At 55.0% G+C, this 25858-nt stretch carries 25 protein-coding genes and 2 pseudogenes; 18 read left to right on the top strand and 9 right to left on the bottom strand.

Features of this window, described 5'->3' with window-relative positions; genetic code table 11:
• Positions 1-94: 94 nt before the first annotated feature.
• Both LT971_RS10020 and LT971_RS10015 read right to left on the bottom strand, forming a co-directional pair.
• Positions 95-2176, bottom strand: coding sequence for a minichromosome maintenance protein MCM (locus LT971_RS10020; protein WP_237006791.1), 2082 nt, complete (start codon positions 2174-2176; stop codon positions 95-97).
• An 88-nt stretch (positions 2177-2264) separates the two neighbouring features.
• On the bottom strand, positions 2265-3275 hold the full coding sequence (locus tag LT971_RS10015) for a DUF7961 domain-containing protein (RefSeq protein WP_237006790.1): 1011 nt from the start codon (positions 3273-3275) through the stop codon (positions 2265-2267).
• A 198-nt stretch (positions 3276-3473) separates the two neighbouring features.
• On the opposite strand from LT971_RS10015, the gene LT971_RS10010 reads away from it, so the two are divergent.
• Positions 3474-3848 (top strand): homing endonuclease associated repeat-containing protein, encoded by a 375-nt coding sequence (locus LT971_RS10010; protein WP_237006789.1) that lies wholly within the window; start codon positions 3474-3476, stop codon positions 3846-3848.
• Here LT971_RS10010 and LT971_RS10005 read toward each other — a convergent pair whose 3' ends face one another.
• The gene (locus LT971_RS10005) at positions 3849-4445 is read right to left on the bottom strand and encodes an HD domain-containing protein (protein WP_237006788.1); all 597 of its coding nucleotides are present in this window, start codon (positions 4443-4445) and stop codon (positions 3849-3851) included.
• Positions 4446-4584: 139 nt separating this feature from the next.
• Between LT971_RS10005 and LT971_RS10000 the strand changes: the two genes are divergently transcribed.
• Positions 4585-5919 carry a hypothetical protein gene (locus LT971_RS10000; protein ID WP_237006787.1) on the top strand — a complete coding sequence of 445 codons (1335 nt, stop codon included), beginning with the start codon at positions 4585-4587 and terminating at the stop codon, positions 5917-5919.
• A gap of 131 nt (positions 5920-6050) precedes the next feature.
• On the opposite strand, the gene LT971_RS09995 is transcribed toward LT971_RS10000, so the two are convergent.
• Both LT971_RS09995 and LT971_RS09990 read right to left on the bottom strand, forming a co-directional pair.
• Positions 6051-6302 (bottom strand): hypothetical protein, encoded by a 252-nt coding sequence (locus LT971_RS09995; protein ID WP_237006786.1) that lies wholly within the window; start codon positions 6300-6302, stop codon positions 6051-6053.
• 347 nt (positions 6303-6649) lie between these two features.
• Positions 6650-6916 carry a winged helix-turn-helix domain-containing protein gene (locus LT971_RS09990; RefSeq protein ID WP_237006785.1) on the bottom strand — a complete coding sequence of 89 codons (267 nt, stop codon included), beginning with the start codon at positions 6914-6916 and terminating at the stop codon, positions 6650-6652.
• Between the two features lie 171 nt (positions 6917-7087).
• Between LT971_RS09990 and LT971_RS16570 the strand changes: the two genes are divergently transcribed.
• Positions 7088-7483: a DUF7344 domain-containing protein gene (locus LT971_RS16570; RefSeq protein ID WP_425293272.1), complete on the top strand. Its 396-nt coding sequence runs from the start codon at positions 7088-7090 to the stop codon at positions 7481-7483.
• Between the two features lie 82 nt (positions 7484-7565).
• Here the strand turns inward: LT971_RS16570 and LT971_RS09985 are convergent, their stop codons facing one another.
• The gene (locus tag LT971_RS09985; RefSeq protein ID WP_237006784.1) at positions 7566-8741 is read right to left on the bottom strand and encodes a Fic family protein; all 1176 of its coding nucleotides are present in this window, start codon (positions 8739-8741) and stop codon (positions 7566-7568) included.
• 356 nt (positions 8742-9097) lie between these two features.
• Here LT971_RS09985 and LT971_RS09980 point away from each other — a divergent pair, with 356 nt between their 5' ends.
• The 3 genes and pseudogenes from LT971_RS09980 to LT971_RS09970 form a co-directional block, all read left to right on the top strand.
• Positions 9098-9727, top strand: coding sequence for a hypothetical protein (locus tag LT971_RS09980; RefSeq protein ID WP_237006783.1), 630 nt, complete (start codon positions 9098-9100; stop codon positions 9725-9727).
• A gap of 183 nt (positions 9728-9910) precedes the next feature.
• On the top strand, positions 9911-10144 hold the full coding sequence (locus tag LT971_RS09975; RefSeq protein ID WP_237006782.1) for a hypothetical protein: 234 nt from the start codon (positions 9911-9913) through the stop codon (positions 10142-10144).
• A 164-nt stretch (positions 10145-10308) separates the two neighbouring features.
• Positions 10309-10578: pseudogene (locus LT971_RS09970) on the top strand (DNA-binding protein); the annotation flags it as partial.
• Between the two features lie 110 nt (positions 10579-10688).
• Here the strand turns inward: LT971_RS09970 and LT971_RS09965 are convergent.
• Entirely contained in the window at positions 10689-11483 is a 795-nt protein-coding gene (locus LT971_RS09965) for a hypothetical protein (RefSeq protein WP_237006780.1), read from the bottom strand.
• 166 nt (positions 11484-11649) lie between these two features.
• On the opposite strand from LT971_RS09965, the pseudogene LT971_RS09960 reads away from it, so the two are divergent.
• Positions 11650-12030, top strand: a pseudogene (locus LT971_RS09960) (TFIIB-type zinc ribbon-containing protein); the annotation flags it as partial.
• A 13-nt stretch (positions 12031-12043) separates the two neighbouring features.
• On the opposite strand, the gene LT971_RS09955 reads toward LT971_RS09960, so the two are convergent.
• On the bottom strand, positions 12044-13291 hold the full coding sequence (locus LT971_RS09955; protein ID WP_237006778.1) for a hypothetical protein: 1248 nt from the start codon (positions 13289-13291) through the stop codon (positions 12044-12046).
• Between the two features lie 450 nt (positions 13292-13741).
• On the opposite strand from LT971_RS09955, the gene LT971_RS09945 reads away from it, so the two are divergent.
• The 11 genes from LT971_RS09945 (at position 13742) to LT971_RS09900 (ending at position 25354) form a co-directional block, all read left to right on the top strand.
• Positions 13742-14200 carry a DUF7344 domain-containing protein gene (locus LT971_RS09945; protein WP_237006776.1) on the top strand — a complete coding sequence of 153 codons (459 nt, stop codon included), beginning with the start codon at positions 13742-13744 and terminating at the stop codon, positions 14198-14200.
• Between the two features lie 30 nt (positions 14201-14230).
• Complete coding sequence (locus tag LT971_RS09940; RefSeq protein ID WP_237006775.1) at positions 14231-15376, top strand: CRISPR-associated protein Cas4; 1146 nt, start codon at positions 14231-14233, stop codon at positions 15374-15376.
• Positions 15336-15929 carry a hypothetical protein gene (locus tag LT971_RS09935; protein ID WP_237007045.1) on the top strand — a complete coding sequence of 198 codons (594 nt, stop codon included), beginning with the start codon at positions 15336-15338 and terminating at the stop codon, positions 15927-15929. Before LT971_RS09940 ends, LT971_RS09935 begins: the two co-directional genes overlap by 41 nt.
• Before the next feature lie 66 nt (positions 15930-15995).
• Positions 15996-16520 (top strand): hypothetical protein, encoded by a 525-nt coding sequence (locus tag LT971_RS09930; RefSeq protein ID WP_237006774.1) that lies wholly within the window; start codon positions 15996-15998, stop codon positions 16518-16520.
• Positions 16521-16552: 32 nt separating this feature from the next.
• Positions 16553-17527 (top strand): tyrosine-type recombinase/integrase, encoded by a 975-nt coding sequence (locus tag LT971_RS16565; RefSeq protein WP_425293279.1) that lies wholly within the window; start codon positions 16553-16555, stop codon positions 17525-17527.
• A 469-nt stretch (positions 17528-17996) separates the two neighbouring features.
• Positions 17997-18542, top strand: coding sequence for a helix-turn-helix domain-containing protein (locus LT971_RS09925; protein ID WP_237006773.1), 546 nt, complete (start codon positions 17997-17999; stop codon positions 18540-18542).
• A 286-nt stretch (positions 18543-18828) separates the two neighbouring features.
• The gene (locus LT971_RS09920; protein ID WP_237006772.1) at positions 18829-19728 is read left to right on the top strand and encodes a tyrosine-type recombinase/integrase; all 900 of its coding nucleotides are present in this window, start codon (positions 18829-18831) and stop codon (positions 19726-19728) included.
• A 178-nt stretch (positions 19729-19906) separates the two neighbouring features.
• Positions 19907-20818 carry a site-specific integrase gene (locus tag LT971_RS09915; protein ID WP_237006771.1) on the top strand — a complete coding sequence of 304 codons (912 nt, stop codon included), beginning with the start codon at positions 19907-19909 and terminating at the stop codon, positions 20816-20818.
• The gene (locus LT971_RS09910; RefSeq protein ID WP_237006770.1) at positions 20815-21930 is read left to right on the top strand and encodes a tyrosine-type recombinase/integrase; all 1116 of its coding nucleotides are present in this window, start codon (positions 20815-20817) and stop codon (positions 21928-21930) included. The genes LT971_RS09915 and LT971_RS09910 overlap by 4 nt, the downstream gene beginning before the upstream one ends.
• Positions 21931-22355: 425 nt before the next feature.
• Positions 22356-23600 (top strand): AAA family ATPase, encoded by a 1245-nt coding sequence (locus tag LT971_RS09905; RefSeq protein ID WP_237006769.1) that lies wholly within the window; start codon positions 22356-22358, stop codon positions 23598-23600.
• A gap of 2 nt (positions 23601-23602) precedes the next feature.
• Positions 23603-25354, top strand: coding sequence for an McrC family protein (locus tag LT971_RS09900; protein ID WP_425293278.1), 1752 nt, complete (start codon positions 23603-23605; stop codon positions 25352-25354).
• A gap of 19 nt (positions 25355-25373) precedes the next feature.
• Here LT971_RS09900 and LT971_RS09895 read toward each other — a convergent pair whose 3' ends face one another.
• Positions 25374-25817 carry a hypothetical protein gene (locus LT971_RS09895; RefSeq protein ID WP_237006767.1) on the bottom strand — a complete coding sequence of 148 codons (444 nt, stop codon included), beginning with the start codon at positions 25815-25817 and terminating at the stop codon, positions 25374-25376.
• Between the last annotated feature and the right edge of the window lie 41 nt (positions 25818-25858).

Raw genomic sequence — 25858 nt, 5'->3', positions numbered from 1 at the left:
ACTATTTCCCTTTTCTCGATTATCTCAAGATGACCGAGAGCCGATTTTGAATCCTACTGGAAACGTCTCCAACAAAGTTGATTACTTATACGGGTCAGATTGACCGGAACACGTCCTCTCTCGGTTCGTAGAGTTCTCCTTTGTTTCTCAACTTCTCAATATCCGCTCTCGCTGTCTCCTCAGAGATACCATTTGCCTTCGCTCGCCGGACGACTTCGTCAATTGGCGCTCCGTCTGAGTTCTCGTCTTCAATCCGTTTGATCAGGTCTTTCAAATTCAGGACCTCCTCACGCTTCTCCGTCGAGACTCCTCTCTCAATCGTATCGGCATTGAAATCACCCGTCTCAGGGTCTACCCCAATGTCTTGAAGCGCACTCCGAACGAGTCCGATGACGCGGTCGGCGTCTTCTTGATCGACAGTGTTCGAGAGACGCATACGCGCAGAGGCTTCCGCCAGACGGACTACCGCCTCGACCTTCCGTGCCGAGACCGGAACTGGAGCGTCTTCGTCGGCACCATTTGACCGTAGGTCGACGTAGAACGCTTCGATGGCCTCCTTCGCGTCTGGTGTCAACTCGGGGAAGCAGTTCCGACGAGCATGCGCGATGTACTTCCTAAGGAGGGGAATTTCAATCTCAGGCTCGGCGGTTTCCAGAAGCTCGTCTGACTCCTCGCTGGCCTCGGTCGTATTCCGTGACCTGAGTTCGCCGACGTGGTTCACGTCGAGGATGTGCGATGCGACCTTCGAATCAGACTCTGCATCGACCTCGTCGGTGTGGGTGAAGATGAGATCGAACCTGGACATCAGCGCGGGCGCCAGCTCGATCTGCTCTCCAATCGGTTCGTACTGGTCGAACCGACCGTACTTGGGATTGGCAGCTGCCGTGATGGACGTCCGTGCCGAGAGGACTTCGTTCGCGTCGCCCTTCGAGACAGAGACCGTCTGTTCCTCCATCGGCTCGTGGAGGTTCGCCTGTACATCTTCGGGCATGTGGTCGAGGTCGTCGACAGCGAGGTGTCCCTCGTCCGCGAGAACAGCTGGTCCGGCTTCGAGTTCCCACGCGCTCGTGCCGCTACTGGTCCGAGTCGCCGCTGCGGTTAGGCCCGCGCTCGTAGTCCGGGTTCCATTCGTTCGGAGGGCCTTAGGCGCGATTTTCGTCGTGGCTTGGAGCAGTCGAGTTTTCGCCGACCCCGGGTCTCCAATGAGGAAGACGTGGATGTCACCCCGGATTGTTGCACCGTCAGGTAGCTCCTTGTCGACGCCACCGAAAAGCTGCAGGAGCAGGGCGAGTTTCTGCTCTCTGTACCCCTGTACCGACGGGGCGAGGGAAGAGACCAGCTTTTCATAGATGTCCTTACTGTCAGCCAGCCCCGTAATCTGCTGTTCCTCCTCCGAGGAAATCTCGATTTCTTCGAGGGGGTCAGCGGGCTCGATGCTGCTCACCTCGATGTACTTGTCCGAAATCGACGCCGAAGTGTGCTCACCGGGCTCCTTCTTCCGGACTACTCCGACTATCGTGACCTGGTTCCCGGGGTCGACAGTTCCTGCTATGTCGTCCTCAGCGAATGCGACGATACTCTCGATATCCTTTCCGTCCTTGTCTCCGGTAGGAGATTCACGAATCTTGAACTTCTGCTCGTCTACCCATTCCGATCGGTCCTTATCGAGTTTGAAGGGGCCTTGCCGTTCGCAGGACTCGCACTGGTACGGCTTCTGTATGTCCGAATCTTTATCGTTAGCCTGTGGAATCTCGGTTGCAGCGCCACACCGCTGACAGACGAAGACCGCTCGTTCCACGCTGCTCTCGGTCGGGTACGCGACGTCAACCGTCCCTGTTATCGAAACTAGCTTGTTGATCTTCTCAGAGTCTATCTCACCTATCTTCGCCGTTCTAGACATGTTGCACACTCGTACGTGGGCCTGTCCGAGGCTGACGTCGACGGGGAGGTCGTACAGCCGGAGGGCCTCCTCGGCGGCCTCCTGAATCTGGTCGGGATGATTGATGTAATCGTCAGCCAGATCAGGATCCATCTGGTAGAGATCTCTCCAATCAATTAGGAGGGACTTCGACTCGCGAGGATACTCGCGTGCGAGTTTCGATACCTCCTGGCTGTAATATCGTCGATAGAAGTCCTCGAAGAGGTCGACGAGTTCCTGATTAGCGGCCTGAGCCATATCCCTTACAGAGATGTCAGTGGGGTAAATTTATTGGTGGGAAACGTTTTCAGCCGATTCCCGGCTCTCAGAGAAGAGTAGTGCCGATTCAGTACTGGGGTTCGAACGCCATCTCCTCGCTTTTGAACGAGTATTGGCTGATGTCGTGTTTCTCGCAGACGTCTTCGAGGCGCTGCGGGTGGAGGTAGTCCTTCTGGATGAGGTGCTCAAACACGACCGTCATCTCATCGCCGTCGACGCTAGTGACGATGGCGAGGTCGGGGTCGTCGTAATCGGGCTTGATGACGTAGTCACCCATCGTGAACGGCTGGTCGGCGAACTCGAGGCTGGTGTGCTTGTAGTCGTAGAGCTGGATGTCCTGATCGACGCAGTACGACGCCAGCTTCGCCGGATGGATCTCCCGCCAATCACCGGGCCCCTCGTCGAGCGTTTCGGGAAATGCGACGCGAACGACCTCACCCTCGACTTCTTGACCGAACAGCGTCGCGTTCTCCTCGGGTGGCAGTACCTCGACAACCACTCCGACCGAGCCATCCTCGTCTCCAGATTTGACGACGCGGTCGCCGGGTTGGAAGGGGTTCTCGGGTTTCTGGTTGAGGTGGGCGGTGTTCGGCCCGAGATCGTGTAACTCGTTCATCGGGCGCGTCGCGAGATGCGCGAGCTTCTCCGGCTCCTCGCCGGAATACTCGTCCTGTGTTCGGACCTTCGATTTTAGCGTCTCGGTACGCTCCCAACCGAGCATGATGAGCGCATCCTCGTTATCACGGTGCCACACCATCACGAGGATGTCGTCGTCGGGGTCGTTGTCCAGAAGCGTCTCGGGTTGGAAGGCGGAGACGTCACGGGACGTTTTGACGTCGACGGTGTAATCGAAGACCTCGAAATCGTGGCCTGAGAAGCTCTCGGGGTTGCATCGACGGATGGCTTCTTCGTTCTTCCAGTTCCACATCTCGACGGGGAGATACTCGCGACAGAACTGCTCGAACGCCAGCTCGCCGAGGTTCCCGATGCGTTTCACGTCGACGTCGTCGGCGCCTTGGATAACGGCCTGATGGTGGGCTCGCTCCCGGTCAATCTCATCAGGGCTATAGAGATACATTGTCTTCGGCTTCCCCCGTGGCGTAATATAGGTTGTCTTTCAACCATGTTCTGAGGCGGATCTACTCAAGGAATGTCGGTTATCAGTTTCAAAACGCGACTAGAAGAAGCGAACTCGGAGTGACCAAAGGTACTGCCTGATAGAAATCAAACCACCGAGCAATACTATTATTGTCTCCGCAACCACCTTGGAATTTGAATGTCGATTTCGAGAGAGACGTGTCTCGAAGCTCTCCAGGAGGCCGCCGACGAACTCGGCCACAAGCCGACCGTCGAGGAGTACAAAGCCCTCGACATCTCGCCGTCGTACAACACCATCATCGCCCGCTACGGGAAGTGGTCGACCGCCCTGGACCACGTCGACGCCGACGAGAAGCCAGGTATCCAGTACACGAAAGAGGACTGTATCGAGGCGCTGCAGGCCGCTGCCGAAGAGTTCGGTGAGGAGCCGTCGATGTACCAGTACAAGCGTAGCGGTCGTAGTCCATCCGCGAACACAATCGCCAGACGACTGGGCAGCTGGAAAGAAGCGAAAGCTGAGGCAGGAGACGGGGATTCCACGAGTAGAAACTAACTACGTGTCGCTTGAATTCTGACGTTTGGCCTCTTGGTATTCTGTGCGGATCGACTCGTAGATTTCGCGACCGATTTCGGTCCGGATTTTCTTATCGGCCGTGGCGAAGAACCCATCCAAGTGGTCGTAATCATCAGTGTTCTTCGAGGAGTCGTACCGTTGTTGCCGTTCGTATTTGAGGGCAGTCAGACACATATCGAGAAGGTCCATATCGGCGACGAACTCAGCTTCTGTTGAGGTTTCATTCTCAAACTCCTCCCAGAGTTCACGCCAATTACCGATGTCGCCAATCTCTTCGAAGTTGTCCCAAGCCTCCACTTCCTCTGTAACCTTCTGTTCCTGCGAGACTTCCTGATATACCTCACCGATTGCCCTGTCACCCGCTTCGGCCTCGGCAAGGTCGTGGATGACGGCCATCTTCATCGCGCGGAGCTCGTCCAACTCTGTCTCCGCTACGAAACGCATCGTCAGCAGTGTCACTCCCCACGAATGGCTAGCTACTTTCTCTGGGGCTTCGACTCCGCGAAGTTCCCACCCCTTCCGAGCCAAGTCCTTCAGATCAATCGCCTGTAGGAGGAACTCTAATTGACCCATCATCGTATCATGTGAGTTAGAAAGAAAACAACTCTTGCGGTTAGCGAGTGGGAAGAGGACACTTGGTGGAGTGAGACGAGAAGGTGGGAGTCCGAGAAGGATTTTTGTTCGCGCCCCCGAAAGTGTCTGATGAACTGGAAAAATGAGTTACCGGATTCGACCGGCGACCGACAGTCGATTCGGCCCGGCCAGGGTTCAGTTCGTCGAGTGCGATCCGGATATCCAGAGTCAAGCCGGCCTCGATATCGGCCCGGCTGACATTGAGCGGAAGCTGAAGGCGTTGTGTCTCCTCAATGATGTCGTTGCGATCGGAGCAACCCACGTACTCAAGTCTCCCGAAACGTATACCGCCCTGAAACGGAATCCATTACTGATCACCGACGGGCCGATAGTATTCACCATGGGGCGTTCACACAATTCGTTCGAGGAGGCGCTCCACAACAAACTCTCTAAACCGGAACGACACAACCCGCTGTGGACATCGAAGAACCCCGAAATCCAACGTCAGAGCCATCGACTTGAGCAACGAGCACGCTTCCTTGAAGAACACGCGGACCTCGTAATGACGCGAGATATTTCTGACATGCGGACCGGGTTCAGTAATGGTTTGACCACCGAATTGGCTGACGAGGATTCTCCGCTGTATCAACGGTTGCGTACGCGAGGTGAAGATCCGACTTCATTAAAAGAGCGTATAGAAGAGATCAGTCACTCCTCTCGTCGGTTCATCCACAAACAAGGGAGTAACCTCCCGAATGAAGTGTACCGAACTCTAAAAAAACACGCCGACGTCAATTACCACCTCACCGGGTCAACCTATCACCACGCCGCGACTACGTTGCATCCACTAGAAATCGCCAGCCTCGAGGGAATCTTCGATGAGTTGGTAACAGTCCACGCTGACGACGAATTGGTAGCATCGATGTCGAGATCTATGCAGGGCGACGTTGGCAACTCATCTACACCCCTCGTGGGTCCGAAGGTACCGCACGTCAACGATGCGCTTGCCGTGCGGATGTTCTCGGACATTACTGGGGGAATCCGCCAGGATATCGGCGAGCTTGACGCTTCTATCATTCTTGATCTTCGCGAGGAATCCGCCACACAGAACCTGCGAGAGGAACTCATGCTCATAGCAGATAATATCCATCGAGATAACGTTGAGCTGACTGATCTCGATAGCCTTCAAAAGGCCCAACGAGAGTTTGAAACGGCTCTTGAAGCAGAATATCTTGAGGAGCGAAGGCGGGAGGCTTGGGCAGACCGGGCTCTCGATAATCCGTTTTCAATGGCTCCGAGCATTGGAATGAATATCCTCGGTTCCTACCTCTTGAGTAGTGACACGGCATTCGTCACGGGGACAGCTGTCACTGCTGCCCAGTGGACACTGGGCCGGTATCTACCCGAGATGGTCGAAACCGATTTATTGGATTTCGAACGCCGCTACATGGAACTCGTCGAGCAAGGCGATAGTTGATTGTGGTCACGGTGAGGAAGTTCGTATACTGACTTGGGCTGCGAGATACACCCTCTAAACTCCCGACCGACGGTTCTACCAGTACCTGATAGTTTCAATAGTGCCAAAATGTGGAAAACCGTGACCGGAAGTCAACTGCCGAGATACCGTTTCCCCTTCCCGTTCCCCGTGGTGTCGATGAGGTCGTAGTCGCCAAGTCGGCCGAGATACTTCCGCCGAGCCGACCGTGCGACTGGGTCCTGCGCTTGGTTTTCGTACCGAGAGTGCAGCGTCCCGGCGTCGATCTCACCAGCCTCCTGAATAATCTCGTAGAGCAGTCGCTTGTCCGTATCCAGCTCCTGAACGCGATGCGCGTGCATGTCGGCGTACGCCTTGTTCTCCACCTCGTCGACGATGTCGGTCGTGACAGTCGCTTCGTCGTTTTCGCTAGCTCGCTCAATCGCGTTTCGAAGTAACGCGATGCCTGCTTGTCTATGCAGAGGAATCCATGCACGTTGGGAGTCTCGTAATAGTCCGGGCCGCTGGCTAGATACGGGTCGTCGATGTTGTCGGCGTCGAGGTCGCCGGCGAGGTAGTCCTCGCCGCGTTGGATGATGACGTAGACGCCGTTGCCGAGATGCTGAAGCATCCCGTACTCCGCGAGAAGGCGAAGACGGCGGGAAATTTGGGACTTCGAGGCTCGGATGTAACCATAGCGTGTGAGCCCCACAGGCGGACATGATGTTCTCTCCTACTCCTCGTCATCAAGCTTGATCGAATCGGCGTCGACGTCCCCGCTTAGGAACGCTGACCCGAGGTCAGTGATGGTGTAATTCGACGCGTCGACCCGCTGGAGAAGCTTCGCGTCTGCCAGCTTTCTACACCGCCGGGATACGTACTCCCCCGTGTAATCGATGTTGGCAGCGATGACGGACGGAGACGCAACGATATCTTTCGCATCCAGGAACTCGAGGATTCGCTCGTCTCCCTGGGTCATCCACTCTATACGGGGACGCATCTACCCATTAATACGGACAATTCGACCCTAACAGGCGTCGCAAACCTACCTATAAGCATAGAAAAATACTCTATAACCACAAAATTCTATGTCTACAGAGTTGTGGTCCTCTGTCCCATCTATCCATCTCCGGAGATCAAGCGCCTCAACTGACCTACCGCGACCAATTCGATGATTCGAGACGAACAACTCTCGGTACTCTACCACGCACTCCGGGCAGCGAGACGGCGACGAGTCATCCAAATCTTGAACGAAGGGCCAGCACCTCGGTTGTCTACTCGAGCCCTCGCGAAAGAGATTGCAACAGAGGAGCAAGGACTGGCAAACGGTGTCGCTACCGGGGAGCCCTATCGAAACGCGTACAACGCACTCTCCCAGACTCATCTGCCCACTCTAGCGGACGCAGGAATTCTCATCTACGACCCACAGCGCCAAACCGTTGCTCGGGGGCTGAATTTCGACATCGCTGCGCTCCTCCTAGATATCAATACACCCACCGTCGAGCTCTTCTCAGCTACAGACTCAGACACGTTCGCAGATACTCCTGAGAGCACCGACAACGGCTGATTGAGTATTTGCCAACGCAGATGCATGGCCAGACGAATCAAATACCCAGTGCAATCGAAATTCTCCGCTCTCCTCTGGTCGGTCAGTACGTCTGTGGCGGTTGCTCAAGGATCTCGAAGATTTCCCGGGCACGATACTCCTTGTTCCGGCCGTGTCGGGGTACTTCCTCGAGGACACCCTCGTCGACGAGCTCATTGATTGCCCGCGAGGCAGTCGGTTGCTTGACCTCGAATAGCCGTTGGACGGTCTTGCTCGTTACGTAGGGCTGCTCGAAGAGTGTCACTGCGAGCTGGTTCTTGGTGTACGATTTTCCACCATACTCGTCCTCGTATTCGCGGCGAAGGTCGACGAGCGCAAGTGTTCTCTCCACGGATTCGCGGGCTTGGCGCGCAACCCCTTCGATGAAGAACGAGAGCCAGGCTTCCCACTCACCGTGGAACCGGATGGCCTCCATGCGCTCGACGTACGTGTCCTTGTTGCGGTTGAAGTACTCACTGAGGTAGAGGTTCGGACGTTCGAGGAGGTCTGCATCGTACAACTGGAGTGTGATCAGGAGGCGTCCGAGCCGACCATTGCCGTCGCCATACGGGTGGATGGTTTCGAATTGGTAGTGGAACAGCGCGATGTCCACGAGTGGGTGGTAGCTGCCGCCAGTCAGATAGTAGGTGAACAAACCGTCCATCAGGTCCTCGACAGCGTCTGGCGCAGGCGGGAGGAAGTCACCCAGGTAGTTAGGTTTCGTCTTGTACGCACCGATCGTGTCTGTGTCGACGCGGTCGTCTGGAACGCCAGTGAGCAGGGTATCGTGAAGGTCGTGGAGCAACTTGACGTTCAACTCTTTGCCGTGATCGAGAGCGTCGATGCCATCTTGGACCGCAGCTTCGTAGTTGAGGACCTCAAGGGTGTCCTTGGTTTCGCCAGCTTCAGTGGTCTCGCTTGGTTCGTCCCGGCCTTCGTCGAACGTGCGTATTTCGACACTGTACAGCGCATCGTAGTCGACGTCGGCGCCCTCGATCTCCACAGATTCGATTGCTTCCTTGCGGAGTAGCGAGGTTTCGAGGACTGCTGGGAAGTCGAGTTCGTGGCTGACGCCGCTGAGCTTCCCAAGCCAGAACGTCGCGGCGGCTAGCGTTTCGTAGAAGTCCTCGTTGAGAGCGAGGTCTTGGGAGGGCGGGAGGGGATCTGGCTTGTAGTACGACTCACGGCCGTACGGGACGAGGTCGCCAGGGGCCTTAGCATCCAATTCGGCCTGCTGCATCTATAGACAACAGCTGGACGGAGAGAAGCATGAATCTACGGGAACTGTATGCATGGAAAGTTGAGGAGAACTAGTAGCAGATGCAGAATAGAATCTAGAATGTATACTCTGAGATTATATCATCTAGCGTATTAGAATTGCTGCGTTTAGTAGTATGGCTGCCTAAATCGGTTCTGCTGAAATTCTCAACGGTTATCAGAATTAACCGTAGCTTCCGGGAATCGGCCAATTCCGGAGCCATTTCTTGAAGCTACTTGAATTGGGATATCGCAGAGGGCAGAAATCAAAATATACGGGCCACCTTAGCTTCGAACTGGCATGTTTGATGAACATGGAGATGTAGGATACATTCAATTATGTCGATAACAGAAGAAGAATACGAACGGTTAGAGCCGACTATTCGGAGAGGTTCGAGAACTGAGGGGTCTGAGCGGTATAGTGTCTACTCGGAAGTTGCTAAAGAGGAGCAAATTTTCAATACTACATCTAATCTCATCGGCCGACTCATCGTTGAATATCACTCTGAGGAGTATATCCACGCGACAGTAATCCTATCTGGTGATTGGAAGCCAGAAGCCGTTGAAAGCCTAATTCAAGAGTTTGAGTATCAGCATATTCCTGATATCGGTCCGGATTCCAAGCCTCGACACGGACAGTTTGGAATAACTGTTCATGATAACTCAAGTTGGCTTCCCTTCGACCTACACAATCTTGACCGATTGACTCCCGAACCCGATAGAGTTGATGAAGTGCGCAAACAATTAGGAGAAACACAAGAGATGGTGGACAGCTTGCCGGAAGAACTCGAAAAATCGGTAGACGATCTCATTGCAGACCATTACAGTGAAATTGAGGATATTATTGAATCAGAACGTGGGACAGAGGAGAAGAAGCAAGAACTCCAGAAGCGTCTACAAATCGGATTGGAGCGGGGTCTGCCGACTGCGATCTATGAGCGGTCCTCCGGACAACAATCAGGAGATTAGACCACAGCATCGGTGAAGGGAGAATCCAGTTTGGATTTTCTCAGCGAGCAGAGCGCATTGTTTGATTAAACTCATTTTCCGGGGATTAGCCATTCTTGGGGGCCTCAACTTTGGACCGCCATGACCTAAGAGCGATTTACCTGTCGCGATGGTTTCATATTCCCTGCATGAATTGCTCTGCTTATGTCGTCAGACGGTAGTAAATCGAAGATTGGGGGTATACTCGTAGCGGCATTGATAGGGGCAATTTTCGTAATCGCTATGGTCTATAACGTAAATCTTGGCTGGGACACAATCGCTGATCTCATCAGCGAAATCCCCCAAAATCCGCAGAGCAAAGGCGGGGCTTTTGCTGGCTTATTTGCAGTATTCAGCAGTCTCGGATACATCGCTGACGTGAAACTTAGGGGCAAGTAGCCTCCCGGGTTATCAGGGAGAGCTTGCTATCGTAATTCTCTTTCCGAGATTCGCACTTCTATCTCTACTAGTAGTTTCTCGGTTTGGAACGCCAACTGACAGACCGTCTCGTGTAAGCCCCTGACCGAACCCATCGATGCATTCAAGCAAGCGGCCGAGCAGGCGTGCGGATCAGCGACGAAGTGCAGGGCGGCTGGTGGAGAGCGGTCGTCGCGAAGCAGTTGGCCGAGAAGGTACAGCGCGGGCGGGACATCACGAAGGCGGTGCTGGAAACCCTCGAGGAACTGAAGGCGGTTCCGGGGGCGATCATGTCCACCGCGGACGTGCCGGACGTCCCGGTTGGTAAGGTGACGGTCGAAGGAACTGTCCAGGCCCTCTGGGAGCCTTCCTTCCCAAGCATCCAGCAATTCGGGCTGATAGGGGGTGACAGCGGGACCGCCTGAATTATGAAGTCCGTGCCACCGGGTCGAGGACGGAACGCTCGTGGACACGGTGCTGAATGATGCGGCAGCGGAGACAAAAGCCGAATTAGAGTGACTGCGCGTCAGGGTAATCTACTGAAATTCCAGCGGGTGAGCGTGATTCCACGATCGTTCGCTTCCTCACCCGTTTTGAGCACGAAGTGGATCGCCTGTTCGACCTGTACGAGTCCCGTCATTGCCTGCAATGCACTGGCCGATCCGACGTTTTGGGGATGGGCACCGATCGTTGAACAATAGTTGTATGGTGCAGCCAGCAGTTCGTAATCGTACGTCCGCCCGTCATTGTGATGCTGCTCGCGGTCAATCAAGCCGATGTTTTGCTTTGCTAATTCGGCCAGTCCCTCTTTGTAATGCCAGTTTCCAGTCGTCATCTTTTCCAGTGCGTTCCGCCCGTGCCACAACGCATTCGCATTGCGGCCCTGCGCCTGCTCCTTACGAGCGCGCTCCAGGAATGCGACCGCCCGAAAAGGAGCATACTCCTCGATATACGATCGCTGTTGGGTTTTGACTTGCTGTGCAGGGCCAGAGACGGCCTTGATCAGTTCATATCCGTCAACACCGTCTGTAAGTTCTAGATCTGAACCCTGTAGGGCATCCTCAAGTGGTTCCAAGACGTCGACTCGAAGCGGCGCTTCCTCGTTGATGAGATATTGGATGATTTCACGTCGCCGCTCGACATCAACGGTCTTCAAGATCTCGTAGACCTTGTCCGATGTACTCCCATCTAGCTCCATCTCCGTCTCAGCCATCTCCTCAAGTTCGAACCACTCGATCAGCTGCTTCACTTCCGTGTGACGATACGGTGCAACTGCCCCAGAGATTCTCTGGAGCTGTGCTTTCGATAACTCGCTTGCCATGGATGCCGCTGAATTGCTAGTCAAAGATGAAATAATAGGGGGACCAGCGAATCCAGCTTCCTAGAACCCCCGTAAACGGGAATCTGACAGTGTCTAGTGTTTATTTCCCCCTTCAATGGGTCAGGGGCGAGCCGAACTGGCGGGTTCCCGAAACACGGTGACAACGATGGCAACCAGAGACATCTACGAAACTGGATTCGACGAAGACGTCCGAGCTGAGTCAAGCGCAAACCGATGCCCCGAGTGCGACGGCCGGATCACGACGAACGCAGTCGAAACGGTCTGCGAGGAGTGTGGCCTGGTCATCGACGAACAGCGCATCGATCACGGGCCGGAGTGGCGGGCGCACGACGGCGAGGAGCGCGAGAGAACGGGTGCCCCACTCACTGCGGCTCGCCACGACCGAGGCCTGTTGACGGAGATCGGTCGCGGCACCGACGCGAAGGGGAACGAACTCTTCGGGCAGAAGCGACGGCGACTTGTGCGGATGCGCCGTGAGCAGATCCGGGGCCACTGGCGGTCGAAAGCAGTACGACTTTTGAAATATTAACTCGAGCCGCTCAGACGTATTCTCGCAGCATCCACGTATCAGCGGCCGGCTCCAGATTATTCGGCTCTGCACCACGTTCAGTTAGAATCCCAGTGTGGTACAGCATCGCCTTCAACTGGAAGACGGTCGGCGAGTGATAGACGTTCCCGTCGTGTAACGCCTGCTCTCGTAGTTCACCATCCGACGTCAGAACGCGGCTACGAACGTCTGAGTCGCCTCGGATGAACAACTCGACGGTGAACGATGGGTGGTGGGCGTGGAGCCACTCGACGAGGTCGACCAACGACGGGTCTCGTATCCAGTCATCGTGCATCGCCTGTAACTCCTCGACGAGTAACTGGGTCGCCGGATACGCGAAGACGATTCGCCGAGCGAGCTGACCCCATTCGGGCGCGAGGTCGTAGAACCGTTGAGACGACCGATACCAGTTCTCGAACTCTGCGAGTCCAGCCTCAACCGAACCATGACGGGTTCTCGCGAACCGAACTACTTCTCGTCCGAGCGGCGTCAACTCTACTCGGTTTGGTTGCTCTTCGATGAGGTCGAGGAAGGCAGCCCCGCGGCGTGCGTCCTCGACAGCGCCGACGACTTTGTACTCCCGTAGCAGCTGGTCCGTATCTCCATCTGCGTAGTGCGCGAGCGGATACCCGAGGTAGTTCTTCGGGTGGTTCAGACCGAAGGACTTGTCCGCCACTCCCTGAGCGCTCGCCTGGAATCGAATCGCCGTAACCTCGTCCGTGGTTCGGTTGCCGACGACTCGCGGGACCTCCAGGGGCGTGACATCACCGTCATCCTGGACGCCCAGCACCCCGACGTTCAGCTCCCGGGCCAAGGACCGATCAGTCTGTGTAACGGCCGCCTCCGGGGCTGCGAGATAGGCTGCGTTCGCTTCGTGAAGGCGGTCGTACGCCTGGAGGATACCGCGTTCCGTGTCGACGACTCCACCTTCGGTATGTCCCTTTGCTTCGACCGCAATCAGTGGCGGGCCGTCGCCGAATCGTTCAACAGCCAGTAATTCGGACTCGAGGCTTCGGACGCCGACGAGGTCGGGATAGCCACTGCCGACGTTGACGTGGTTGAATGGAGCGAGCTGCTCGTGGATTGCTGGTTCGATGCGTTCGCCCGGTAGCCACTCTTCAGTCGAGAACTGCGTATCTACGACGGCGTACGTCTCTGCCTCGTCCGCCACTGGGAAGAGCCGCTGCTTGGCGTGCGCGAGGACCTGCGGTTCTGCGAGCCCGCCGGCCGCTGATGCCATACTGGCGATAGAGACAACGTCATCATCAACCTGTGGGTCACCAACTCTGTGCGGAGATTAGTGGTTACCACTCGCTTGCTCGCCTGTTGTCCGATTATATGCTGGTGTTCGTATGAACTAACCCAGCCGCTACCACGCTCATTGGTCTGGTTCGACCGGTTTGGTGGCGGTGTTACCTGGATACCACCAGACCGTGCTCCTCCCACCGACTTTCTTCGATTTCAGGAACCCCTCCGTTTCGAGTTGCTCCAATCTACTCAGTAGGCCCCGGCGACCGATATCGAGTTCCCCCGCAATCTCGGACGCTGTCAGGACCGGATCTCCTGCCTGCTGGAACACGTGGAGAATCTCTTTGTCTGAGACTTCGGGCGGCCGCCCTGGGCCATTTTCCATCAGGTTGAACTGCCCCTGTCACATCTGTTATGTATTTGCTCCCACGAAGGAACTAATGTGCCTGATATCGATACTCCACACACCGGAACCTCTGGAATTCCAACAAACCGAATGCCCTACGACACCAACGGCAGGCTCTCTGAACTCTACCACTGCCTCCGGACCGAGCGCCGCCGCCAGGTGATCAAACTCCTCGAGGAGACTACCGACTCTATCGTATCGGTTCGAAACCTCGCCCGTTCTATTGCTGCCGACGAAGAGGAAATTCCGAGAAAGCATGCTACTGGAGAACCCTACAGGAATGTGTACAACGCACTCTCCCAGACTCATCTTCCTACGCTAGCGGCTGCGGGAATCATCATCTACGACCCACAGCGCCAAACCGTTACTCGGGGTCCGAATTTCGACATCGCTGCCCTCCTCATCGACATCAATACACCAACTGTCGAACTGTTCTCAGCCTCCATCCGAGACGATTCAGCGCGGGATTCTGAAACCACTGACAACGACTCATAGAGCATCGTCTCTCCCGTCCTCTGTCTGGGCATGGATAACCCGAACCCTCCAAGAATTGGGGGCGAAATCCCTGACAGTCCAGACTCGGAAGTTCCTCTCGCAGATTGTCTGCTGAATCGGACCACGCCAGATCGGTTCGACGAATGGCACGACGAGCGAGAGTACGCTAAGAACATCGAGAACGGAACCCCGTACTTCAACGAAGCCGGCTATCAACCGGATTCAGAGCGACATAGCCCCAGCAAGCTCCTCCGCTGCCACCGACGACAGCTCTACAGTGATCACAACGCACCCGAGGAAGAACCGGACCCCAGCGGCATCTTCTGGACTGGCTCCAAACTCGAGGAAGAACTTCTCCTTCCGTTCCTGAAAGACACTGCAGCGGATCTGGGCGCCTACGTCCAGAACTCGATCTGGGTCGACTACTCTATCGACACTCACGCGGGCCCGCTACAGTTCAAGGGAAGTACCGACCCGGTCATCGTCGATGCAGAGGCAACCCCGATTCTCCCAACGGAAATCAAGACTAGAGCAACACTCGACAACCTCACGTCTCCGAACCGCACCCATCGAGCACAGCTCCATGCCTACCTCGTAGGGCTCTCTGAGGAATACGGAATCGAACTCCGGACTGGCTTGATTGTCTACGTCAGCCGCGAGTCACTCGACATTCAGACGTTCCGTGTCGACTTCGACGAAGCGTTCTGGGAGGACGTCCTCCTGGAGTGGGCCGCCACCCATACCCAGCATCGTCTTGAGGAAGAGCTTCCACCGGCAACTCCGGAAGACGAGTGGGAGTGTGAGTACTGCTCGTATCGCGAACGCTGTGGCGAGGGCGACCGGAACTACTCTGATGCCACCACCACGGGATTGCTGCCGGGGTACACTGGGTATCCTCGGGAGAAACTGGTTGCGTACTTCCGAGCGTACCCCGATGCTCGATTGACGCCTTCCCTCGCTTTCGCACACCCGGACCTCGTCGACGACCACGGCGTCTACGACTGGGAGTGCTCAGAGTGCGATGCCTCTCGCTCTTGGAACAGCGTTGAATGGGACGGGAATGTCACCCAGCCACCACGGTGTCCGGACTGCCCCAAAGAGGGTGCTATCGCAGTGCTTCGAGGGCCAGCAGCTGGTGATCAGCTTCAGGGAGGTGATGAATGTGAGACGGCATAGCTGGCTCCAACTCGACGACCAGCGCACGACCTGGCTGTTTCTGGTGCTCGGAGAGCACCCTGAAGAGACCAGTGAGGCATCTACGACGGTTTCCAGGGAGGGCCTCGAGTACTGGGAGCTCGGCGTTGGGAATCCAAATACGCTCGTCAGAGCTGAAGCTGAGAAGGTGGGGGTCGGGGGTATTAGCTCCGAGTCCGACCTTCTGGAGTCTTTGCTTGTCGAACTCCGACCACACCGATACCAGGGGACAGTCCTCATCATTCCAGACCGAGCCACACTTCAGACCCTTCGCCGTTCCTTCGGTGATACTCCGCTGCAAGGGGCGACACTACGCGGACTCAGCTACATCGAACTGGAGGCCTCTCTCCGCTCAGCCTTCGGACAGAGTCTCGCTGAGCATCGATTGGATGCAGGTTCTTACGTCTCGCCTCGAGTGACTGAAGGAGATACGGAGGCAGTGGTGAGTGCAGGAACTGTCGAACGATTCTGGGACCTGTGGACTCGTGTCTTTCCACTGGTCCCCGCAGCCGATCTTCAGGGGGAGGCGCTATGACGAATGAAAGGCGATTCAGATGGAGGCCCGGTCTCACTCTCAGTAGCTTCTCGTGGAGGGGTCGAAATGGCTGGTGAGCCGCCAGAGTTCGTTTGGCGCAAATTCACCATCACGGAGACACTCGATGCTGTGCTCCAGGAGATGGCGGCGAGCCACTACCAGGGCAACGTCAGCCTATGTCTTCGCGCGGCAATCGAGAGCCATCAGGCGATGTTGCGTGGTGAAGGACAGTTAGCTGCCCAGCAGGTAGTTCGACGCCTCGACGCAATCGACGACCGCCAAGCCCGCCTCACGTCGCAACTCGAGGATTTCGCTACCGATGATTCCGGTGTCGACTATGGAGGCACGATATCTGCAGCAGGCGTCGAACTGTCTGGAGAGATAGCAGAGATATACACTGTGCTTGCGGCCCAATCGGGAGCGCTGCGAATTGATGATCTCGTCGAGAAACTCGATGTGGAGCTGGAAGAATTGCATGCGGGTCTGACGAGACTGGTAGACCTTGGCATCGTCACGGCTACTGGCGATACGCCGAGCAGATACTGTCTAGCCGGTTCCCAGCGTCGCTCTGGTGGAGGGGGTCTGCGTTGACCTCCTCTGCTGGTGATTCGGAGTTCCGAGTCATGGATCCTTATGCGAGGAAGTATCTGAGTTGGTGTGAGGACGTTCGGTTAGCCAATAACAGTGTTACTACCTACGATTCTCATCTGACCGCCTACGTCGTGTTTCTCCACGACAATGAGTTGGCAGTCTTAAGCGCGGAATTCACTGACGTACTCGACTTTCTGGAATCCTGCCTTCGACGCCGAAACCGGCAGTCAACGATTGAAGGGAAGCTATCCACCCTGCGGGAGATGTACCGGTACATCCATCTTCGCACCGACGCTCAGGACAAACTGCAACTCGACCCACTTCGGCTTCGAGATATTGACGTCTCGCGGTACAAGACGCCAGAGCCAATCGAGAGAGACGCCCTCGCACGCGGAGAAATCCGGCTCTTATTTGACGCGTTCGATAGCTATCGCAACCGCTTGATGGCGGTCGTGGTAGTCGAAACGGGGCTGCGAAATTCAGACCTCCGGAATCTACGGATTCCCGATCTTGACCTGGACGAGTTGGAGATTCATGTCGCAGATCCCAAGGGAGCAGTACCGTACGACGTTCCGATAAGTGCCGATCTTGCGTTCGAGTTGGATCTATGGCTTCGCCAACATCGTGGTGCCTTCAAGGGAGCTGGGCTGGGTGAGTACGTCTTCCCAAGTCAGCACGGAGCGAAACTCGAATCCAACGGGAGCTTCGGTCGAATCATCAAGCGGGCTGCCGAGCGTGCTGGGATTCAAGAGACCATTGAAAGGTCGCGACTTCCGCCTGAGCAGCAATCCGAGGCTGGAACAGGAGAAGAGTACCGTGAGTGGTCTCGGGTCACTCCGCACACCCTACGACATTCGTACATCACGCTGTTGAGTGAGTCTGGAGTGGGATTGCCGTATAGGCAATTAGTGGCGAATCACCGGAGCCCCGAAACAACTCAGGGTTATACCCACGGTCGAGAGGGGGCATTCGAGACGATTCGGTCCCGATTCGATCCGCCTCGGTAAATATCGGTGAGTCCCGACCCGCAAAACATATCGATCTTTACTCTTCTCAGTATGCGGAATAACCGGAGGTATATGTGGATAAATATAATATCCTCAATCAAAATAGAATAATACCCTTAGCGAACTAAGGAGGCGGACACCGGGTTTTGTCGCCGTTACTGAGTGGTCATCTCCTCCTGAGAAGTTATTGGTGTACCTGCCATTCACCAATATTGAAACTTCTATCGAGACAATCCAAGTGGTCGGTACACTGAAGAAGTTTGCGTCCGTGAATAACTGCGGACCAAAACGGGAATTACGACCATGAGAATTCGTATCGGATATCACACAGTATCCGGTGTGTTGGTATGGGTGCCCAATGGTCGCGTGGTTAACCCCCGCGACTTAGAAACGAACACTCGACAGAAGACGATGGATGCCATGGTAGCTAGGTCGGGTTTCCTGATTTTGGTCCAGAGGTGAATTGTAGATGGAGACCTCAGACTCGTCAGAGGACGTGGGATTTGATAGGTACACCTTCACCATCACAGAATACCACAACGAATTACTAGATGAGATAGTCTCGTATCGATACCCGAATCGTAGTCACGCGGTTCGAGTAGCCATTGGGGACCTCCATCAGTCGGTAACGACTGATGACGAACAGAAACTGCAGGATCTCGAGGATGAGGTTGAGGACATGGGGTCCTCAGTTGATGAACTGGAACAGAAAGTTTCGCAGATTCACTCCGTAGTTTGTCCTCCTACCCATCAGGGAAAAGGTTGGGACGGCGAGACAGCTTCTGGTAAAAACGGGGACTATTCCCCCGCAGATTCTGAGATTAATAAGCGCGTCTACGACGCTATCTCAGATGACCCTCCACTTTCTCTGGGTGAGATCGTGGAGAACTCCGGTATTCAGATGTCGCGTGTCCAAGAGAGCGTTGAGGAACTGATCGAGCAAGGATTGGTGTCCATTGAGGCAGGGGAATACGGTGCATTGTACCGCCCATCTCCCCCCGCTGATACTCAATAAACTAATGACCAAAGAGCACAACCGCATACCGGATTGGTACAGAGTGGAACCCTACTTCGGGTGTGAATCACTTCGAGGTCAGGAGAATGAAGAAACTACTGTCGAGGTTGAATTAACTAACTCAAATTGTAATACATTTGCTGACGAGCGATCTCGATCTGATTGGAAACGGATTCGCGATTCGTATCTCAACCATGAGCCGCGTTGTGGTCATGCTATTGATTATCTAGTTCGGAACGCAGACTCCAAGATATCGATTGAAACTGCGAAAGATCAATCCGGATACATGGCAAGATTCGTAGAATTTCTCTATAATCGCGATAAATGCGTTTCCAGTGCGGAATTGGCTGACGTTGATAGGTTCTTTGTCGAACTCTGCTGGATTGACATTACTGACAGTACCTTTTTAACTTATAGAAAAAATATCTGCAACTTATTTCACCACATCGAATTATACCGCGAGGAAGAGGCAGAAACGAGCAGGGCCCTCATCATTGATGCGATTGACCCTTCAGACTATGAGACTGAAGAAGGATTTGAGCGCAGAGCACTCACAGCTAAACAACTTAAGAAGTTTCTTAACGCCGTTACATCTCGCAGAAATTTGCTTATAATTCGTATCGCGGTGGAGGTTGGCCCTCGGAACCGGGATATAGCCAAATTGAAAATTGACGATGTAGATCTGGAAAATCAAAGAGTAAATATCACCAACACTAAATCTGGTGGAAATTATAGCGGCTATATTCCCTCTGAGCTGACGATGCTTCTGCGTCGCTGGATTGAGATTGAACGACCTTCGTTAGGGGTTGAAGATAGCAACGAGTATCTCTTTCCCAGTCAGAAGGGAGGGCGCCTTGGAGTGAACCAAATAGGCAGAATCGTTCACAAGGCTGCGGACCGGGCTGGGATACAGCGGGAGATCGATAAAATCCCGCTTTCTGAACGACAGAAAGAGATCTGGGGTACTGACAAGGACTATCGGAGTGTCTACAGGGTTGACGTTCACACACTTCGACATACGTTCAACGAACTCTTAGCAAAGTCAGGTGTGAGTAGAGAGGCTAGAAGTTTCGCACTTGACCATTCCACAACTGAGGTTACAAAGGAGCATTATGATGAGGCACGAGAGCGACATTGGAATGAGATAGAGGAAAAATTCTCAGGCCTTCCTGACTTCATAGACTGATTCCGTTTTCTAGATTTCTCCGGGCTTCCAATGACCGTATTCCTTCACCAGTGGTCACTGAGTACCCACTACGCTTCCAATAACTCCGCATATTCGACGCGGGATGGGCATTCAGTGGGTACTGGGTCGCGTATTTCCCTCCTCAGCGCTGCTCCACCCAAAATAAGGGTGGTCAGCGTTGACTCGCTCCCGCAATTCGGCAGGGGAGCAGTCCCCCTCATCTCTTATTACTGATTCGGTCGATACATACCTCGGGACTCTCCGGCAGGAGGTCGCAGAACCGACATTCTACTCTCACCAGAATACGCTGCAGAAGTTCGTCTCATGGCACTGCGACGAAGGGAACAACATCCCTCTCGCGAACCTCGTAGGAGGTTTCACTGAACATCTCTTCTACGAGGCAAATCTAACTCTAGACTCGGTCGTCGGCCATATTTATACGATTCTAAACTACGGCGCGTATCACACCGGTGAATGCCCCGACATCCTCCGAATGTCTCTCGTTCCAATCCTCCAAAATGTCTCCTGCGGCGAGGCAACGCGACGGACGCTCGTCGACGAGTTCAGTGTAAACCCTAGTCCGGCAGTTCGTCGCTCAGTGCAAGACCTAGTCCTCTATCTCCAGGAGCGCGAATACGGCACTCGAACCCACGTCTACGTCGAACTCATTCTCGCGGCGACGGCTAGACCAGAGCAAGTCAGACAACTCGACAAATCAGACCTCACTCAATCAAGGGCAGCTCACCTCAATATCTCGGACACGTACATCGTCGCTAGAACAGGACTTCAGCAGACACGCACCACTCAACTTCCACCAGACGTCGTCGAGGTGCTCGAGACCTACCTCCAGCACGAACACAAGAATCCTCGAACCAGCGACTGCCAGCCACTACTCACGACCAGTCACGGACGGGCCAGTACATCCACCCTCCGCCGGTCAGTCAAACAGGCGAGTGAGGCCGCCCACGGCTATGCAGCCATTCGAGACGACTCGCAAAGACAGGATCTCGATTCTCCAGACAAACCCCCTACGGTCGTCCCGAGTGACGTCTGGCGAGTCGCCCTCAACGAGGTCGTGGAAAACCAATGACGGAGCACCTAGCCGAGCTCCTTGCCGAAACCGACGACCCCCAGGCCATCAAGGAACTACTCGAACTCGCCACCAATACAGAGCATGAGGACCCATCCTCGAGTCCCACTCGTTCGCTATCGGAGTTCTACGAGCAGTTCTTGTCTCGTCGCCAGGACCGAAGCCCGGCAACGCGTGCTCAGTACAAACGCACCATCCCACCCTTCATTGACTTCGCTACAGGCCACGACGTCACCACTCCAGCAAGAATCTCACCCGACCTCCTCGACCAGTACGTCGACGCCCTCCAGGCGACCCACGACTCTGACGCGACGATTCTCACGCACACGAAGAACGTCCGGGGGTGGCTGCGTTGGCTCAACAAACGCGGCCACTGTCCAGAGCGAGTCTACCGCATCCTCGACAAGGACGAACTCGGGCTCGAACCGAGCGCTCGCGACGAGGCCCTCCCCACCACCGTGGCCGACATGATTCTCGAACGACTCCGCCAGCAACGCCGCGGCTCTCTCAAACACGCCGTGCTCGAATTGCTCTGGAATTCTGCTCTCCGAATCGGTGGGCTTCACTCACTCGACCTCCAGGACTTCGACCCCGCAAACAACGAGCTCCGTGTGCGTCATCGCCCCGAGAAGGGGACGCGTCTGAAGAATGGCAGCCAGAATCACGGACGTGGCGGCGACGGCGAACGCAACATCCTCCTCGACGATGCTGCCACCCAAGCGCTCGTCCTCTACACTCAGTACGAGCGCGAAGACGTCACAGATATCTATGGCCGCGACCCACTGTTCACGACCAGTCAGGGGCGAGCATCTCAGTCGACGCTCCGGAGAACCATCTACGAGGCAACGAGCTGCCGATGGCACCCTAGTGACTCGGATTCGACAGACTGTGAGGGGGATTGTGACCCGGACGTAGCCGTGTGTCCGTACTCGTACTATCCCCACGCGATTCGACGAGGAGCCATTGTCCATCACCTGAGTGGTGGCCTCCGTCCCGATCTCGCCAGCCAGCGATTCGACGTCTCGATTCAAACTCTCGAAAAGCACTACGACCCACGCTCGAAACGTCGTCGTCGGGAAGACCGTGCCGAGTCAGTTCGCGACGCCTGGTGATTCCTCGGTGTGGGAGTAACAGCTAACTCACTGGCAAAGCTAGGTTCGGATACGAGCGTCACCGGTGCTGGCGTTGGAAGCCCGCCGCACCGCCCCTGCCAGCAACGGTAAGCCGTGGACTGAACGCTGACCACGATTCCGTCGACGGATAGGTTCCATGGGGAAACGGGGGCGGAGACGGGAATCCGCACCATTTCTACACTGAGAGAATCTACCAAGTGCCACTCCTAGGCTAAATAGGAACACGATTTCGGCATGCCGTACTCTATTAGGGACGTTTCTACCTCTAACTAGATGCGGAACAGTCCCTTGGTATTGTTGATGATCTCTGTGAGATTTATGCTTGACCCCGCGTTGTTGCAGATGTCAAACCAATCTAACCTCACCACGCACACTTTTAAATCACGCAACAGTACCTGGGGGTAATGAACACGTCTTCGGGCGATGGTTACTCCCTCGATGATGCAAAGGAGAACCTCAACGTCCTCCGGACTGTTGACGACCAAGTAGTCGAGGCGATTGAGTCTGCTGACAGTGAGGATGTCCTAGAGTATCTCATCCTGGAGCAACAACTGGACATCCACCACGAAGGAGGGCAGGGTGTAGGTCCTATCCGACGGGCAGTTTTGAAGTCTCCTAAGGCGTCTCGGGATCTCAAGAGAACGGTGATAACTCGGGGAGACGATACACCGGAGTCAATTCTCGTTCCAGAGGATGTCGAGCGGAACGCACGGACTGCGTTAAAAACGGGTAAACCGGTCGTTCTCTACGGGCCGACTGGGACGGGCAAGACGACGTTTGCAAAGCAGCTTGCCCTCCGTCACTGTGTGGGCTATTCGCTTCACACTGCGACACCATCCTGGACGGCAAAGGACATCGTCGGCGGCATCGGGCCGAATCTCTCTGGTTCCCGGATGAGCTCAATTACTTACCACACCGAATTGGGCGCAGTGACATCGGGCGTCAAGCGAACTCGTGATTTCGAAATCCCCTACGCCGTCATTCTGGACGAAATTACCCGCGCGGATATCTCCCAGATTTTCGGACCTCTCTACACAGCTATTGAAAATCGTAATCAGACGCTGATTGAGACTGACGACGGTGAGGCGATAGAGCTCGACGAGGACCTGAGCATCATCTGCACGATGAATATGTCTGACCGGACCGTCAACGAACTAGATAACGCGATCACTCGCCGCTTTGCGATGGTGGAACTCGACGAGTACGAGGATGAAGACCGGAAGACACTGTTCACGGACTGGATCGAGTCGAACCTTGGCGAGATTCCACTCATCGACAACGACGAGTTGCTGGAACTCTTCGAAGCAGATTACGACGGCATCAATAACGGTTCTGAACAGGCGTCACGTGGCCCAATCATGCGATTCGGCCCGATGCACTATCGCGACGTGACCGTTTTCCTGCGTGAAGCACTCCAAGACGAAGAGCTGTACATGGATGCCCCCGAGGAAGCTGTCGGACAGGCGTTCCGCACATTCATCGTCCCAAGGCTACTGAACTCTGCAGCCTTCCCACAAATCGAGCAGATCGAAGAGCACTATCGGGCCCTAGACAAGGCCTTCGAGAAGTTTGACCTCGGGCCTGCGGCAGAACTCGCGAGTCGAGAGCTCGAAGCTGAGCGCCGTCAGATGGGTTCGTACGAGCAATGAGCATCTCGGAAATCGACGCATCGTACACCTACGAACCTGGGACGTTCAGCGTTCCAGAACGGGGTGAGATTCGCATCGAGGGCTGTCCTCCTTCTATCGACGACCAGCTTCGCCGTGCATCGTTCGATCAGGAAGCCGACAACATCTTCGTAAAGACCCAGGCCTCTCTTGACGATAGTGACAAGGAATACCGGGTAGTTCGCGTGCGCCTTGACGGCCCAGTGATGCATGTAACTGCGCGGGACAACGTTGGCATCGTTAGCCTGACCCCGCGAGCGAACCTTCGTATCGAGCCAAAAATCGATTGGGACAACATCTTCGACATGCTGCTGGCGGTTCACGGACGAAAACGGTCTGTCGAGTACCACGGCATTCCTCTCGACGAATTCCGTACCGATGACGTCGATCTTGAGGACGTCTTCCTGATTCTCGCGATCAACTATCTCAATGGTCTCGAAGATATCCATCGCAATGGTTTCGTACGCCGCCTCGAGACGCGACGGGCTGATCTGGAGCAGCCGCGTGGCGTCATCGACATCGGTCAATCACTCGTCAATCAGGCAGAGGGTCGACCTACGCAGCATTGCCTACTGAAAGAGGTCAATTACGACAATCCGGCGAACTCTCTCCTCCACTACGCGGGTACGCACCTCCTTCGGCTCTTTCAGCAGTATGAGGAGAAGTACGACCACCAGGCGTACTACCACATCTTCTCACAAATCCACCAAGAAGTGCGTCACCTCGAGCAACTCGAGGTAAGTAGTGGTCGACGCCGGATCCCCGATTATCGGCGTTTCTCACTACAAGACCTTCCGAAGCAGCGCCATTACTACCAGCAAGCTATCGAAGTCTCAAAGGCCCTAGTGGCCTCATCACTCGGCACTCCCACGACAGAGGGGGACCGCGACCTCGTCGTGGATTACGTGCTCAACATGGAGTCACTGTTTGAGCAGTACTCCCAGGTGGTGATAGAGAACCAGCTCGAGAACGTGAAATCCTACGACCATCTGGAAACGCTGGACGACGTCACTCCTGTCAGGTCGCCGTCTGTCAACCCGTTCGAAGGAGAAAATGAGGTCTATCATCAACCCGATCACGCAGTAGAGGAAGGCGATGAAACGCTGGCCGTGCTCGACTCGAAGTATTATGCAGAAGGCCACGATCCAGTGAAGGAGTCGCCATCACGTTCACGGCTGTTCAGCTATGCGTACCTTCTCCACTCTGATCGGCTTGCGTTTCTCTGTCCATTGCTTGAGCCGAAGCGCCGGCAGGTCACACAGACCGGAGCTGAACTGGAAATCGTCTCACCCAAAGGGGAATTCTCCCTCTCAGCCTACGACGATGTTCTCCACACGTACCTGCATGACATTTTCGCCGAGAAGAATCCAGAATTAGATGCTTTCCGTGCCGTTGCAGAGAATCAGCTTTGCCTTGATGGCGTCGAGGAGACGGATCTCAGCGAGGCGAAGGAAATGAGCGGGCCGTTCACCTTCAAGGACACTCAAGATTTCTCCCTTCGTGTCCTCAAGGCTGCGGCCGACGAGCACTCCTGGAATGTCCGGAACCGGTATGATCTGGAGCAGGACGGTGGTTGGACTCGAGAGCAAATTGAAACTCGCTGCGACCGTCGATACGAGCATACAACGACTTGCATTCCCGTATTCTGCCGAGATCGTGGAAAGGAATGGATCGACCTCTACTTCATAGACGGGTCAGGTGAGGTAGAGAAAGAAGGGCCGTTAAAGCTGTTATAAGTGCGTGTTTTGAGGCGTGCTACTGTTGTTCTTCTAACTCTGTAAGCCGCGCTTCAAGGTCTCTAACTCGATCCCCAATATCCCGGAGATCATCTAGATCAACACGAAGCCCTGCTACTTTCTCTGCTAACTCCGTAAGATCGGCGGGCAACGAGAGCGATGCCTTATGATTATACACAAACGATTCTCCATCATCCGTTAGTCGATAGTGGAAGACGTCTTGTTCACCAGTTAATGTATTTCTGACGAACTCATGTTCTTCAACCAGCCCAGCCGCCTCAGAACCGAGATTCTCGTTCACACGCGTGTGTATCTCCGACTTTTGCGAGACTCCGACAGGGTTCATCGCTTCGTCAGGGGGTGAACCGCCATGAAGATGCAGGTATACGAGAAAACGCTGTGATATCTCATCGATGAGGTACACTCCGCCGCTGTCAATAGTTTCGTAGTGAATGTCTGCCATTTGCGTGTAAAGAGCGTATTGCGCATCATTAAATAAACCTA

The sequence above is a fragment of the Halobacterium rubrum genome (genome assembly GCF_021729015.1).
Taxonomy (GTDB): Archaea; Halobacteriota; Halobacteria; order Halobacteriales; family Halobacteriaceae; genus Halobacterium; species Halobacterium rubrum.
Note: the sequence above shows the minus strand (reverse complement) of the source record. Positions and strands in the feature narration are given on the sequence as shown.